Origin of the sequence: Corynebacterium tapiri (assembly GCF_006334925.1) — a bacterium.
Taxonomy (GTDB): Bacteria; Actinomycetota; Actinomycetes; order Mycobacteriales; family Mycobacteriaceae; genus Corynebacterium; species Corynebacterium tapiri.
On the sequence record NZ_VDHJ01000003.1, the window covers coordinates 218,950 to 233,286 of the forward strand.

Sequence of the window (14,337 nt, forward strand, 5' to 3'; positions counted from 1 at the left end):
ATGCGGTCTACTTTAGCAGCTTCAATGATACGACCACGCCGCACCGGCCTGAACCCCGCGGACTAGGTCAGATCCAGCACCATGACGGTGTACGGGTTGTCCTTGACCTTCACCGTTTTAAAGCCCAGGCGCTCGTACAACGCGCGGGCACGCGGGTTGTCATCGTGGACGCACAGGGAGAGCTGCTTGGCCCCGCGGTCGCGCGCCAGCTCAGCGGACTTCTTCAACAGCTCGGTCCCCAGGCCACTTCCGCGGTAGCGGCTCTCCACGGCGATGGCGACCTCCGGGATGCCCTCTGCGACGTAGCCCTCACCGTGGGAATCGTCCGTGCCGTAGACCAGCCAGGCTCCACCAGCGGGGTTCTTCAGGTCCTCGTCGATTACGAGCACTCCCCCGCGCTCTGCGTCCCATTCGTCGACGTAGACGCGGGTGGCCTCGAGGAACTCCTGCGAATCCGGATTCTTCGTCTCATCCCCGAAGACATCCGCCAGGTAGTTCAGGCGGTAGATGTACGTCTTATCTTCAGCTGTAGTTTCTCGGAAAATAAAACTCATACTTACTACGGTAACGAAACTACTGAGCCACTGAGGCCGAAATCTATCCCAGAATGCCCGGCCCCATCGTCGCCTTCAGGTCGCCCATCAAGTTGCCGCCGCGTTCCACGCGCAGGTGCTCGCCCAGGACCATGAGCGTGGACTCCTCCCCGTTGACAAGGTTGAGGTACACGTCCGACTCGCCCTTGTTTTTGACCAACACCTCCTTGAGCTTGCGGATGTTCTCCAGGGTGCATTGCTCGGTGCGCATGGTCAGGCGCAGCGGCAGGCCGGCACCGCCGCCGGGGCCGAGCTCAGGCACGCGGATGTCATCGCAGAACAGGCTCACGCGCTCATCTCGGATGGACACGTGCACCTTGGCCAGGATGATGTTGTCCTCCACGATCTGGGGTGCGACCAGTGAGTAGACCTTGTTGAACACCAAAATCTCCACCTGCGCGCCGTGGTGATCCTCCACCGTGACGATCGCCCACGGCGAGCCGTCCTTCTTGGAGAAGCGCCGGTCCACGCCCGAGATGATTCCGCCGATGATCATCTCCTGCTTGTTACGCACCTCGCCGGAGAGAATCGTCGTCAATTGCGTATCCGTCTGCGCGGAGATCGCATCCTCAAAGCCGTCGAGCGGGTGACCAGAGACATACAGGCCCAGCATCTCGCGCTCGAGGGTCAGCTCATGCTTGCGCTCCCACTTCTGATCCGGCACCTCGATGGCGAAGACGTTGTTGGCACTGGAGTCCTCGGCACCCAGCCCCGCGAAGAGGTCAAACTGCCCCTTGTCTGCGGCCTTCTTGGTGGTCAGCACGCTATCGACGGCGTCCTCATGAATGAGCATGAGCCCCTTGCGCGGGTGCCCGAGGGAGTCAAAAGCACCGGCCTTGACCAGGGATTCGGTGATGCGCTTGTTGCACGGCAGCAGGTCGATCTTGTCCAGGTAGTCGCCGAAGGATTCAAACGCACCCTTGGTGCGTCGCGTCTCGACGATCGATTCCACCACCTCGCGCCCCACATTGCGGATCGCGCTCATGCCGTAGCGGATGTCCTCGCCCACGGCCATGAAGTCCTGGTCGGACTCGTTGACGTCCGGCGGCAGCACCTTGATACCCAGGTGGCGGCAGTCGGCCAGGTAGATCGCGGACTTGTCCTTCTTATCCCCCACCGAGGTCAAAAGGGCCGCCATGTACTCCGGCGTGTAGTTGGCCTTGAGATATCCCGTCCAGTAGGACACCAGGCCGTAGCCGGCGGCGTGCGACTTGTTGAACGCGTAGGACGCGAAGGGCTCGATTGTTCCCCAGAGGGCGTCGACCGCGTCCTTGGAATACCCGTTGGAGAACATGCCCTGAGAGAACTTCTCGTACTGCTGGGCCAGCACTTCCGGCTTCTTCTTACCCATGGCTTTACGGAAGCCATCGGCCTCGCCGGCGGTGTAGTTGGCTACCTTGCGCGAGATCTCCATGATCTGCTCCTGGTAGACGATCAGACCGTAGGTCTCCTCCAGGATCTCCTTGAGCGGCTCCTCCAGCTCCGGGTGGATCGGGGTAATCGGCTTGCGCCCGTTCTTGCGGTCGGCGTAGTCCAGGTGGGCGTTCACACCCATCGGGCCCGGGCGGTAGAGCGCCAGCGAAGCCACGATGTCATTGAAGCCGGTGGGCTTCATACGCTTGAGCAGCTCCTGCATGCCGCCGCCGTCGAGCTGGAACACGCCCAGGGTGTCGCCGCGTCCGAGTAGCTCGTAGACCTTCGGGTCGTCGGTCTCCAGATTGTCCAGGAGCACCGTCTCGCCGCGGTTCTTCTTAATGTTCTCGATGGCATCACCGATCACCGTGAGGTTGCGCAGGCCCAGAAAGTCCATCTTGAGCAGGCCGATGGCCTCACAGGCCGGGTAGTCCCAGCCGGTGATGATCGCACCGTCGGCCGGGCGCTTCCACATGGGGATGTGGTCCAGCAGGCGCACGCTGGCCATAATCACGGCACAGGCGTGCACGCCGGCCTGGCGCACCACGCCTTCCAGGCCGCGGGCGGTTTCGTAAATCTTGGCTACGTCCGGGTCGGTCTCGATCATGCCGCGCACCTCCGAGGCCTCCGCGTAGCGCGCGTGCTCCGGGTCGGTGATGCCGGCCAGCGGGATGTCCTTGGCCATGATCGCCGGTGGCAGGGCCGCGTTGATGCGGTCGGCCATCTGGAAGCCGGGCTGACCAAAGTTGACCTTCGCAGCGTCCTTGATGGCCTGTTTGGTCTTCACGGTGCCGAAGGTGATCACCTGAGCAATCTTGTCTTCACCCCAGCGCTGCGCCGCGTAGGTGATCATCTCGCCGCGGCGGCGATCGTCGAAGTCGATATCGATATCGGGTGCAGACGGTCGCTCGGGGTTAAGGAATCGCTCGAAAAGCAGGCCGTGCTCGATCGGGTCGATGTTGGTGATCGTGAGTGCATACGCCACCAACGCGCCGGCGGCCGAGCCACGGCCCGGCCCCACGCGGATACCGATGGAACGGGCGTGCTTGATCAGCTCGGCCACGATGAGGAAGTAGGACGGGTATCCCTTGCCGTCGATGACGTCGATCTCGTACTTGGCGCGCTCGATGTACTCTTCGGGGACCTCGCCGCCGTCGAAACGCTTCTTCAATCCCTCCATGACCTCGTGGGTGAGCCAGGAGGTTGGGGTCTCGCCCTCGGGGACGTCGGCGATGGGCATGCGGTCGTGGGTGTGGTCCTCCCACATCTCGCCGTAGTCCTGGACGCGCTCGGCGATCCAGAGGGTGTTGTCGCAGCCCTTGGGCACCATCTCGTCCCAGATCTCGCGCATCTGCTCGGCGGACTTGATGTAGTAGCCGGAGCCGTCGAACTTGAAGCGGTCGGCGTCCAGGAGGGTCTTGCCCGTCTGCACGCAGAGCATGGCCTCGTGCGCGGGTGCCTGGGACTCGAGGACGTAGTGGCAGTCGTTGGTCACCAGCGGGGGCAGGTCGAGCTTGCGGCCAATATCCAGCAGCTCGTCGCGCACGCGCTTCTCGATGCTCAAGCCGTGATCCATCAGCTCGAGGAAGTAGTTCTCGCGCCCATAGATGTCCTGCCACATGGCCGCGGCTTCCAGGGCCTCGTCGTACTGGCCCAGGCGCAGGCGGGTCTGCACATCTCCGGAGGGGCAGCCGGTGGTGGCGATGATGCCGTCGGCACGCTCGGCGATGAGCTCGGCATCCATGCGCGGCCACTTACCCAGCTGGCCCTCGTAGGAGGCCATCGAGGACAGGTAGAACAGGTTGCGCAGACCGGTGGCGTTTTCCGCCAGCATCGTCTGGTGCAGGTAGGCACCGGAGGCCGAGACGTCGTCCGACTTCTGATCCGGCGTACCCCAGCGCACGCGCGACTTATTGAAGCGGCTTTCCGGCGCCATGTACGCCTCAATGCCGATGATCGGCTTGATCCCGGCCTCGGTCATCTTGCGGTAGAACGCGTTGGAGCCGAACATGTTGCCGTGGTCGGTCATTCCCACCGCCGGCATGCCCTGGCGCTTGACCTCCTCGGCCAACAAGTCCACCTTGGCCATGCCGTCGAGCATGGAATATTCCGTGTGATTGTGCAGATGAACGAATGACCGCTTCCCCATAAGCCGTCATCCTATCGGGGTGCGCAAGTCGGACCTTGTGGGGTTGTTGCGCTCGCTTATCGACGGGGGTTTGGGGGCGGAATGTGAAAGCGAATCCGACTGACCCCGGGTGGGCTGCACAGTTAAGGTGAACCCAAAGTTAATTCTTGCTCCTCGGTTGTGAAAGGCCAGCTCTTGGATACCTGGACCCCAACTCTTTCAGCAGGTCCGCTACTTGCCATCGCGCTCGCAGCTGTGGCGCTCATTCTGGTCATGGTGATTGTGTTCCGCGTACACGCGTTCATCACCCTGGTCACGGTCTCTGCGCTTACCGCACTTGCCGCCGGCATCCCCTTCGAGGGCGTGGTGAAAACGATGACCGAGGGATTCGGATCCACCTTGGCGTCCGTGGCGTTGCTAGTGGGCCTCGGTGCGATGCTGGGCCGCTTGGTGGAGCTGTCTGGTGGCGCGCAAAGCCTGGCGGAGCTGATGCTGCGACGCTTCGGAGAGCAGCGCGCACCGCTGGCACTCGGTGTTGCCTCGCTCATTGTTGGCGTGCCTATCTTCTTCGATGCCGGCCTGATTGTGATGCTCCCGGTCATCTTTGCCGTGGCCAGGCGTATTAACGGCCCCGTTTTGTCCTATGGAATTCCCGCAGCCGGTGCATTCTCCGTCACCCACGTCTACCTGCCTCCCCACCCCGGCCCGGTTGCGGCGGCCGGTTTCTATGGAGCTGACCTCGGCCTGATCCTTCTGCTCGGCCTGGTGGTTGCACTACCCACCTGGTTGGTTTCCGGTTATTGGTGGGGTCTGGTGTCTGGTCGCCGCTTCCCGTTCCCGGTGACCGACCTGTTGGTTGGCCCGGAGCGTGACCTGAAGCCCGGACATCGGCTTGCTTCCCCGGCCGCAGTGCTGGGCGTGCTAGCCATTCCGATTCTGCTCATTCTGGGCAATACCGGGCTCTCCGCGCTTAGTGCTGCCGGAACGATTGACAAGGGCGCGCGCTGGGTGCAGTTCTTGATCTTCTTGGGCCAGACCCCGATTGCCTTGCTGATCAGCACTCTGGTGGCCACCGTGGTGCTGGGTCTGCGGATGGGTATGGGGCGCACCGAGGTCGAGCAGGCCGTGGAACAGGCCCTGGGCCCGATTTGCTCGGTCGTTTTGATCACCGGTGCAGGAGGCATGTTTGGCGGTGTGCTGCGCACCTCGGGTATCGGCGACGCACTCTCTGAGGTGATGGCGAGCATGGGGCTGCCGGTGATTGTGGCGGTGTACCTGATTGCGGTGGTGCTGCGTTTGGCCCAGGGCTCGGCCACGGTGGCCCTGACGACCGCTGCAGCTCTCATGGTCCCGGCCGTGGAGGCCGCCGGCTACAACTCGGTGCAGGTTGCTTTGCTGGTGTTGGCCACCGCTGCGGGCTCGGTGTTTGGCAGCCACGTCAACGACTCTGGCTTCTGGCTGGTGGGTCGACTCATGGGCATGGACGTGGCCACTACCCTGCGTACCTGGACCGTGAACCAGGTGCTGGTGTCGGTGGTGGGCTTTGCGATCGTGCTGGTGTTGTTTGCTGGGAGTGGGTTGGTTTAGTGATTCTTCGATGAATTAGTTCCCAGGCTTTTCACAAAATCCATTACCTGTTGCGCCATACTGTTTCTTATGGCTGCAATCTCCGATGTCCTGGATCAACTCAACGAAGTCACTAACGACGCCACGCGTGGCTACATGTTTGAGAAGCTCATGCTCAACTACTTCCGCGTGGATCCGGTGTTGAGCCAGGAATATTCAGAGGTCTACCGGTTTAACGAGTGGCCGCACAATGGCGGCAAGACCGACACCGGCATCGACCTGGTGGCCCGCAGCTCCGAGGATGATTCCTGGGTTGCTATTCAATGCAAGTTCTACAAGCCCACCGCCTACCTGCAGAAGCAAAACCTGGATTCCTTCTTCGAGGCATCCGGACGCACCTTCACCACGGATAAGGGCACCGAAGGCTTCAGCCACCGCGTGATCATCTCCACCACGGACAAGTGGTCCAAGAACGCTGAATCCATGTTGGAGAACCAGCAAATCCCGGTTTCGCGCATTGGAATCAGTGCGATCGCAGATTCCCGCGTGAATTGGGACGTGGCCTTCCCCGGTTCGGAGATCTCCATCGACCTCTCCCTCAAGGAGACCTTTGCTCCGCGCCCGCACCAGCAGGAAGCCATCGACAAGACCATTGAGGCATTCGGTACGCACGATCGCGGCAAGTTGGTCATGGCCTGCGGTACTGGCAAGACCTTTACCTCCCTGCGCCTGGCCGAAACCTATGCAGAGCAGCTGGGAGGACGCGCCCGCGTGCTCTTTCTCGTTCCCTCGATCAGCCTGCTCTCTCAAACGCTGAAGGAGTGGACCGCCCAGGCAAACCTGGATTTGAAGCCCTTTGCGGTTTGTTCTGACACCAAGGTGTCCAAGGCCGCCGAGGACATCGCGGCATATGACCTTGAGGTCCCGGTCACCACCAACGGCAAGCATCTTGCCGAGCGCATGGAGCACGGCAAGCGCGCCGCCGGCCTCAACGTGGTGTTCTCTACCTACCAGTCAATCCAAGCCATCCACGACGCGCAGGCCAACGGAGCGCCCGACTTTGACCTGATCATCTGCGACGAGGCCCACCGCACCACCGGTGTCACGCTCGCTGGCGAAGACCCGTCGAATTTCACCCGCGTTCACGATGAGGACTACATCAAGGCCGGCAAGCGGTTGTACATGACGGCCACTCCGCGGCTTTTCGACGACACCACCAAGGCCAAGGCAACCGAGCACTCTGCCGAGATCGCCTCCATGGACGACGAGTCCACCTACGGCCCCGAGTTTCACCGCCTGGGCTTCGGCGAGGCCGTGGAGCGCGGGCTGCTCACCGACTACAAGGTCGTGGTGATGACCGTCGACGAGTCCACCGCCGCCGACGCGATGACCAGGATGAACTCCGCTGACAATGAGGTGACTCTCGATCTGGCCTCAGCAATGATCGGCACCTGGAACGCGCTGGCCAAGCGATCTGGAAACGAGCAAGACACCGCCAGCGGTTTCTCCTCCAACGAGACCGCGATGAAGCGCGCCGTCGCCTTTGCCAAGGACATCAAGACGTCCAAAAAGATCGCCGCTGCCTTTCCGAGCCTCATCGATTCCTTCTCCTATGGGCTGAAGGAAAAAGCCGCCACCAACACTGACGTCTCGCTGCACAACGTGGACCTTGCTGTTCAGGCCGAGCACGTCGACGGCGGCATGAACGCGCTCGAGCGCGGCAAGCTTCTCACCTGGCTTAAGGCAACTCCAGAAGAGGACTCCACCAAGATCCTCACCAACGCGCGTTGCCTCTCGGAGGGCGTGGACGTGCCTGCCCTGGATGCGATCGCGTTCTTCAACCCCCGCAACTCCATGGTGGACGTGGTCCAGTCCGTCGGACGCGTGATGCGCAAGGCCAAGGATAAGAACTACGGCTACATCATCCTGCCGGTCGCGGTGCCGCCGAACACTCCCCCGTCCCAGGCGCTCAACGACAATCGCCGGTTCAAGGTGGTCTGGCAGATCCTCAACGCTCTGCGCGCCCACGACGACCGTTTTAACGCGATGGTCAACTCCATCAGCCTCAATGAGCAGGAGAAGGATCCGCAGGACAAGGACAATGCGTCCGGCAACAGCCTGCGTGACAAGCTAGCGGTCGAGCACGTCGGTGAAACATCTGATGAGCCAGCGGTCACCTCTGAGCAGCTTGGCCTTTTCTCCCTGGATCAGTGGCAGGAGGCCATGTACACCAAGCTGGTGGACAAGGTGGGCACCCGCACCTACTGGGAAGACTGGGCTGACGATGTTGCCGACATTGCCCAAGCACAAATTGCCCGCATTACCGCGTTGATTGACGATGCCTCCCCGGCCCTGCGCAAAGAGTTCGAACGCTTCATCACCGGCCTGCGCGCCAACTTGAACGACTCCATCTCCGAGCCCGAGGCCATCAGCATGCTCTCCCAGCACCTGATCACTGCCCCGGTCTTTGACGCGCTTTTCAGCGAGCACGACTTCGCTTCCCACAACCCCGTGGCTCAGGTAATGACCCGCATGGTCAACGCCCTGGCCGACAAGCGCCTGGAAACCGAGACCGACGGACTAGAGAAGTTCTACCAATCCGTCCGCGTGCGCGCCTCCGAGGTCACCAGCGCGTCCGGCAAGCAGGAAGTGATCAAGGAGCTTTACGAGCGCTTCTTCCGCAAGGCCTTTAAGAAACAGTCTGAAGCCTTGGGCATCGTGTACACCCCGGTCGAGGTCGTCGACTTCATACTCCGCGCTGCCGACGAGGTCTCCCGCAAGCATTTTGGTAAGGGGCTTACCGACGAGGGAGTCCACATCCTCGACCCCTTCACCGGCACCGGTACGTTCATGGTCCGGCTACTTCAAAGCGGACTGATCAGCCCGGAAGATTTGGCACGCAAGTATGCCACTGAGCTACACGCCACCGAGATCATGTTGCTGGCCTACTACGTCGCGGCCGTCAACATTGAAACGACGTACCACGCAATTGTTTCCGAGCGGGCGCAGCGTGATGGTGCAGAAGAACCGGGTTACGAGCCCTTTGAGGGCATCGCATTGGCCGATACATTCCAGGTCCACGAAGAAGACGATGCCCTTGATTTGGATATGTTCGTGGACAACAACGAGCGGATTCAGCGCCAGAAGGACGCACCGATTCATGTGATTGTGGGAAATCCGCCTTATTCATCAGGCCAGAATTCAGCAAACGACATGAATGCGAATTTAAACTACCCAACTCTAGATGGTCGAATTTCCGATACTTACGCGAAGAATTCAACTGCGAAGGCAAAAATCAAACTTTACGACTCCTATCTGCGCGCTTTCCGATGGGCAACCGATCGGGTTGGCGATAAGGGGATCGTCGCCTTTGTATCCAATGGAGGATGGATTGATGGCAACTCAGGCGACGGAGTCCGACTGAGCTTCCAAAAAGATTTCTCCGACCTATACGTCTTTAATCTGAGAGGCAATGCTCGAACCTCAGGTATGCAACGCCGCAAAGAAGCCGGAAATGTCTTTCGAGATGGTGGACGAACCACCATTGCAATCACGATCGGCATTAAGAACCCATCCGACCACGAAAATCGCATTTACTATAAAGACATAGGTGACTATCTTTCTGCCGAAGAAAAACTCGAGATTGTAAACCGTGCGACCCCTAGCAATCTTGACTGGGAAGAAATTATACCTAATTCTCATGGCGACTGGATCTCGCAACGCTCCGAAGACTTCGGGACCTGGCCAGCTCTAGGCAAGAATCCCATAGGATCTGTTAACTTTTTCAAGACGTCCGCGACAGGGTTGAGCACCAACCGCGACTCCTGGGTTTACAACTTTAGCAATGAAACCCTAATAAAAAGCATTGACACTTTCGTTAAAACTTTCAATGAAGCCGTGTCCAAACTGGAGAAAGAAAAATCTATCAACGAATTCCTAAAACAGGAACCCGAGCTAGTAGACCCCACTAAAATTAAGTGGTCCTCTAATCTCATTAACAGATTGCAGAATAGGTCTGAGATACAAATTCCAGATTCAGAACAAATAATCCCGGCCCTGTATAGGCCTTTTACCACTCCTAAAGTCATTTTTCATCCGGTCTTCAATGACCGCATGTCACAGCTGCCACGCATGTTTCCTTCCGTAGCTCATCAAAACATAGGTTTTGTTGTGGTTAGCCCTGGAGAAACCGTTGGAGGGGACGCCCTTGCAACTAATCTGGTCCCGGACCTTCATACCATCGCTTCATCCCAATTCTTCCCCCGCTTCACCTGGGAAAAGTTCGAGGCTGACGACGGGGAGCTATTCGGCACGGGAGTCGTCGAGAAGCAACCTTCAGAACACAGCATCTACGGAGAGATCGGCGAAGTCGTCGATGGCTACGTGCGCACCGACAACATCACGGATGAAATCAAGACTCTCTACCGAGAAGCGCTTGGCGAGGACGTTACCGGTGACGACATCTTCCATTACGTCTACGGCCAGCTGCACGATCCTGAGTACCGGGAGAAGTACAAGGCAGATCTAAAGAAAATGCTGCCGCACATCGAGCCCGAGACCGATCGCGCTCGCTTCGATCGCGTCGCAGCTGCGGGTAAGAAGCTGATGGACCTGCACGTCAACTATGAGGACGTCGAGCCCTATCCACTGGATGTTCAGTTAAAGGAGTCGGCCGATCCGGAGGATCGCGAGACCTGGCGTGTGATTAAGCTCAAGTGGACCAAGAAGGTAGATGAGGAGACCGGCAAGAAGGTTAACGACGTCACCACGATGATCTACAACCCCAAGGTGACTATTGCGGGGATCCCGGAGGAAGCGGACCGCTACATGCTGGGGTCGCGCTCGGCACTGGCGTGGATCATCGACCGCTATCAGGTGAAGACAGATAAGAAATCGGGCATCGTCAACGATCCGAACGACTGGGCCGACGAGGTGGGCAATCCGCGCTACATCGTGGATCTAATCGGCAAGGTGACGCGAGTGGCGGTGGAGACCGTCAAAATTATTGACGATCTGGGGTAGGTCCCCTTCGCCCATTAAATGGTGCAGCGATGACAGTCCAGTAACTTCGGACACAACACGACCGGTTCCACTGCCTCACCACAGCGAGGCGCTAGGGCCGGTCTTTAATAAATTCACCTTGGCTTATACCGTTGCCGCCAAAAGACGAACGAGGGCGGCCGAGTGTTCACTTCAGTTTCGCTTCGCTCCAGTAGCCAAATCGTCAATTTTTCCGACGAGGACGTGAAGGCCTCGACACCATCGCTCCCACTGCATCGGCTGACGATCGCTTGCGGGGCGTGACACAGCAACGCTTGCCCCTGATATCGGTGACACATCAGGTCTAAGTGGAGGATCGTCGAAAAATTCGACGAAAAAGGATTGCATGCTCCTCTTTGCTGACTTGAAGGGCGAGCGCAGTGAAAACTGGACCACCTTCTCCATCGCCGCCTCCGGGTCCGCTTTTGAGGCTGACACCTTGCCAGATCAAGTACAGAACACCATTCTGTACTGCAGCGAGACCGAAGGCGAAACTCCCACCGGGCTGATCGTCGACAAGCCCAATGCCGAGCCCGAGCAGCCGACCACCCCGGCACAGCCCACCGAGCCAGCACCGCAGCAGCCAACTCAACCCAAGCCAGCCAACACTACCGCGCCGTCGCTGTCTTCCCAGCTGAGCTCCGTATTGAGCGTCTCCTCGCGCAGTTAATAGATTCCGTCTGAAGTTACGCCTCGTGCCTGTGTGCACGGGGTGTTACTCGTCTCAGGGGTAAACATGTGCCCACCACCCCGTGCCCTAAAGTGGCCCCCATGCCGTTTGTCCTCGCCGCCTACCTCATGTGGGGCTTCTTCCCCGCGTTCTTCCCGCTGCTTAAGCCTGCCGGTCCGGGTGAGATCCTGGCGCACCGCATTGTGTGGTGCGCCGTGTTCATGGTCATAGCACTCCTGGTCACCCGCGGTTTTGCGGAGCTGCGCAGGGCAACCGCAAAGCAATGGCTGTGGGTAGCAGCGGCCGGTGTATTGGTCTCGGGTAACTGGGGCATCTACGTGCTAGCGGTCAACACCGGGCACGTGGCCGAGGCCGCCCTGGGGTACTTCATCAATCCGTTGGTCTCCATCGCGTTGGGCATGCTCTTCCTCGGTGAGCGCCTTCGTATCCTGCAAAAACTCGCCGTGGTCATCGCCATTGTGGGCGTGCTCTGGTTGACGTTCCTCACCGGGCAGCCGCCGTTCCTGGCCGTGGGGCTGGCGCTGACGTTTGGGTTTTATGGCTTGATCAAAAAGCGCATCCACCTTTCTGCCGCCGGATCACTCACGGCAGAAACTCTGGTGGTGGCCCCGATTGCACTGATCTACCTTCTGGTCAACGGATCGCAGGGTAACTCAACGCTCCTAAGCGAGGGCCCCTCGCACACGCTTCTGCTGATCATCTCCGGCATCGTCACCGCCGCTCCCCTGTTCTTCTTCGGAGCCGGTGCCAAGCGTCTGCCGCTGTCTGCCATCGGCATGCTGCAGTACATCACCCCGACGATGCAGATGCTCTGGGCCGTGTTTGTGGTCCATGAGACGCAGACTCCGGCGCGCTGGATCGGCTTCGTCATCATCTGGGTCGCGGTGGCGGTCTACTTGGGGGATTTGCTGACTGCGCGCCGTCGCGTCAAGCCCTAGGCGGGCGTACCCCGAACGCTCCCCACACGGCATCTGGCGGCAGAACTTCCACGGCCAGCACGCGGGGATCATCAAGAAGCGGCTTCAAAGCCTCAGGCGTGTCATACGCAATTACCGCGTCCAGGCCGTCGGTGTACTGCTGGAATACCTCGGCACGCGTGGCGCCTTCGACCGGCTCGGGGATCGGGCGCGGGGCGTTGGCCTGACTGACCACAGCGTTCACGCGACGCAGCTCAGAGGTGATCTCTCCGACCTCCTGGGGAGTCAGCGTAGAGCTGAACGTGACCATGGAGTAGGCCGGCTGATCCTGCGGGGCCTCTGCAAGGGTCTGATTGGCCTCGTCGCGGTAAGCGCTCAAGGTTTGCCCACCCTCGGGTCCCAGGACGTCGCCGTTGGAGCCCACTTGCGCCGGCGGTTCGGAGTTGAGGCTGGCAAAGACCAACAGACCTACCAAGCCCACGGCGGACGCAGTAGCCAGGCCTACGCGGGTGCGATCCACCCCGTCCAAGCTCACTGGCGCACCTTGTCCAAAGCACCTGCCAGGTCATCCGGGTAGGGCGCGGTGATCTCCATCCACGAGCCACTCGAAGGATGGTGGAAGCCCAGGCGCACCGCGTGCAGCCATTGGCGGATCAGGCCCAAGCGCTTGGCCAGGTTGGGGTCGCAGCCGTACATCGGGTCACCGGCACACGGATGCCCGATGGAGGACATGTGCACGCGGATCTGGTGGGTGCGCCCGGTCTCCAGCTTGATGTCCAAAAGGCTGACCTCGCGGAAGGCCTCGATGACCTCGTAGTGCGTGATCGCGTGCTTGCCGCCCTCGGTCACGGCGAAGCGCCACCCGGCCGAGGGGTGCCGGCCAATGGGGGCATCCACGGTGCCCTTGATCGGATCGGGCAGGCCTTGGACCAGGGCGTGGTAGTTCTTGCTCACGGTGCGATCGCGAAATGCCTGCTTCAGCGAGCTGTACCCGCGCTCCGAGGCGGCCACCACCATCACGCCGGAGGTGCCCACGTCCAGGCGCTGCACGATGCCCTTGCGCTCCGGAGGGCCGGAAGTGGAGATGCGAAAGCCCGCGGCGGTTAGGCCACCAACCACGGTCGGCCCATCCCAGCCGATGGTGGGGTGCGCGGCCACGCCTACCGGTTTGTTCACGGCGATGAGGTCGTCGTCGCTGTAGAGGATGTCCATGCCCTCGACCAGCTCCTCCTTGGGCGTCAGAGGTTCCTCGGGCGCGGGCAGGGTGACCTCCAGCCAGGAGCCCGCGCTCAGGCGGTCGGATTTGGAGGTGGTGGCGGCGTCGATAAGCACATCCCCCGCGGCCACGAGATCAGCCGCGACGGCACGAGAGAGGCCGAAGAGACGGCTCACCGCGGCGTCGACACGCATTCCCTCGAGTCCCTCGGGGACGGGCAGTTGGCGAGTCTCACGCGCCATGGCGACGCTCCTCTGTGACGATGGCGATGATGAACAGCACCACGCCTACGTTAATGGCGGCGTCGGCGAGGTTGAAGATGGCGAAGTTGCCCACAGAGATGAAGTCAACGACGTGACCGAACCAGAACCCGGGCTCGCGGAAGAGGCGGTCGATCAGGTTGCCCAGCGCGCCCCCGCCGATAAACGCCAGGCCAACCCCGGAGAAGCGGTCGCGCATGAACCAGGACGCGATGCAGGCGGCGATGACAAACCCCAGCTGGATCGTGGTAAACAGCCACGTGTTGTTCTGCCCCAAACCGAAGGCGGCACCGGGATTGAAGATCAACAGGAAGCGGAACCAGTCCCCGATCACAGGGCGCGCCACGCCTTCCACCAGTGTGGAGAGCATGTACTGCTTGGTGGCCTGATCGATGGCGGCAACCGCGAGCATGATGCCCAACATCAGGCCCATGTTGCGGCCTCGTGCTGGCGGACGGTCTGCGGTGCTAGGTGTTACGGCTGAAGACACGCCCACCATTGTCACCCATGACT

At 60.5% G+C, this 14,337-nt stretch carries 9 protein-coding genes; 4 read left to right on the forward strand and 5 right to left on the reverse strand.

Going from position 1 to position 14,337, the window contains the following annotated elements; all coding sequences use genetic code 11:
- Positions 1-62 precede the first annotated feature (62 nt).
- Complete coding sequence (locus FHE74_RS03210; protein ID WP_139465054.1) at positions 63-554, reverse strand: GNAT family N-acetyltransferase; 492 nt, start codon at positions 552-554, stop codon at positions 63-65.
- Between the two features lie 43 nt (positions 555-597).
- Complete coding sequence (dnaE, locus tag FHE74_RS03215) at positions 598-4,155, reverse strand: DNA polymerase III subunit alpha (protein WP_139465055.1); 3,558 nt, start codon at positions 4,153-4,155, stop codon at positions 598-600.
- A 174-nt stretch (positions 4,156-4,329) separates the two neighbouring features.
- On the opposite strand from dnaE, the gene FHE74_RS03220 reads away from it, so the two are divergent.
- The 4 genes from FHE74_RS03220 (at position 4,330) to rarD (ending at position 12,369) form a co-directional block, all read left to right on the forward strand.
- Positions 4,330-5,721 (forward strand): GntP family permease, encoded by a 1,392-nt coding sequence (locus tag FHE74_RS03220; RefSeq protein ID WP_139465056.1) that lies wholly within the window; start codon positions 4,330-4,332, stop codon positions 5,719-5,721.
- A gap of 69 nt (positions 5,722-5,790) precedes the next feature.
- Complete coding sequence (locus tag FHE74_RS03225; RefSeq protein WP_139465057.1) at positions 5,791-10,722, forward strand: DEAD/DEAH box helicase; 4,932 nt, start codon at positions 5,791-5,793, stop codon at positions 10,720-10,722.
- A gap of 364 nt (positions 10,723-11,086) precedes the next feature.
- A complete protein-coding gene (locus tag FHE74_RS03230; RefSeq protein ID WP_139465058.1) occupies positions 11,087-11,410 on the forward strand; it encodes a hypothetical protein in 324 nt (107 codons plus the stop codon).
- A gap of 101 nt (positions 11,411-11,511) precedes the next feature.
- Positions 11,512-12,369: an EamA family transporter RarD gene (rarD, locus tag FHE74_RS03235; protein WP_139465059.1), complete on the forward strand. Its 858-nt coding sequence runs from the start codon at positions 11,512-11,514 to the stop codon at positions 12,367-12,369.
- Here the strand turns inward: rarD and FHE74_RS03240 are convergent.
- Genes FHE74_RS03240 through lspA form a run of 3 tightly spaced genes read right to left on the reverse strand, consistent with a single transcriptional unit; the run spans position 12,359 to position 14,248 of the window.
- Positions 12,359-12,883 carry a hypothetical protein gene (locus FHE74_RS03240; RefSeq protein ID WP_139465060.1) on the reverse strand — a complete coding sequence of 175 codons (525 nt, stop codon included), beginning with the start codon at positions 12,881-12,883 and terminating at the stop codon, positions 12,359-12,361. The genes rarD and FHE74_RS03240 overlap by 11 nt on opposite strands.
- Positions 12,880-13,806: an RluA family pseudouridine synthase gene (locus FHE74_RS03245; RefSeq protein WP_139465061.1), complete on the reverse strand. Its 927-nt coding sequence runs from the start codon at positions 13,804-13,806 to the stop codon at positions 12,880-12,882. The genes FHE74_RS03240 and FHE74_RS03245 overlap by 4 nt, the downstream gene beginning before the upstream one ends.
- Positions 13,796-14,248: a signal peptidase II gene (gene lspA / locus FHE74_RS03250; protein WP_139465139.1), complete on the reverse strand. Its 453-nt coding sequence runs from the start codon at positions 14,246-14,248 to the stop codon at positions 13,796-13,798. Before lspA ends, FHE74_RS03245 begins: the two co-directional genes overlap by 11 nt.
- Positions 14,249-14,337 lie beyond the last annotated feature (89 nt).

Excerpts from the sequence above, each read along its gene's own strand:
- FHE74_RS03210 (WP_139465054.1), bottom strand. The coding sequence starts at position 554 with ATGAGTTTTATTTTCCGAGAAACTACAGCTGAAGATAAGACGTACATC.
- dnaE (WP_139465055.1), bottom strand. The coding sequence starts at position 4,155 with ATGGGGAAGCGGTCATTCGTTCATCTGCACAATCACACGGAATATTCC.
- FHE74_RS03225 (WP_139465057.1), top strand. The coding sequence starts at position 5,791 with ATGGCTGCAATCTCCGATGTCCTGGATCAACTCAACGAAGTCACTAAC.
- FHE74_RS03230 (WP_139465058.1), top strand. The coding sequence starts at position 11,087 with ATGCTCCTCTTTGCTGACTTGAAGGGCGAGCGCAGTGAAAACTGGACC.
- rarD (WP_139465059.1), top strand. The coding sequence starts at position 11,512 with ATGCCGTTTGTCCTCGCCGCCTACCTCATGTGGGGCTTCTTCCCCGCG.
- FHE74_RS03245 (WP_139465061.1), bottom strand. The coding sequence starts at position 13,806 with ATGGCGCGTGAGACTCGCCAACTGCCCGTCCCCGAGGGACTCGAGGGA.
- lspA (WP_139465139.1), bottom strand. The coding sequence starts at position 14,248 with ATGTTGGGCATCATGCTCGCGGTTGCCGCCATCGATCAGGCCACCAAG.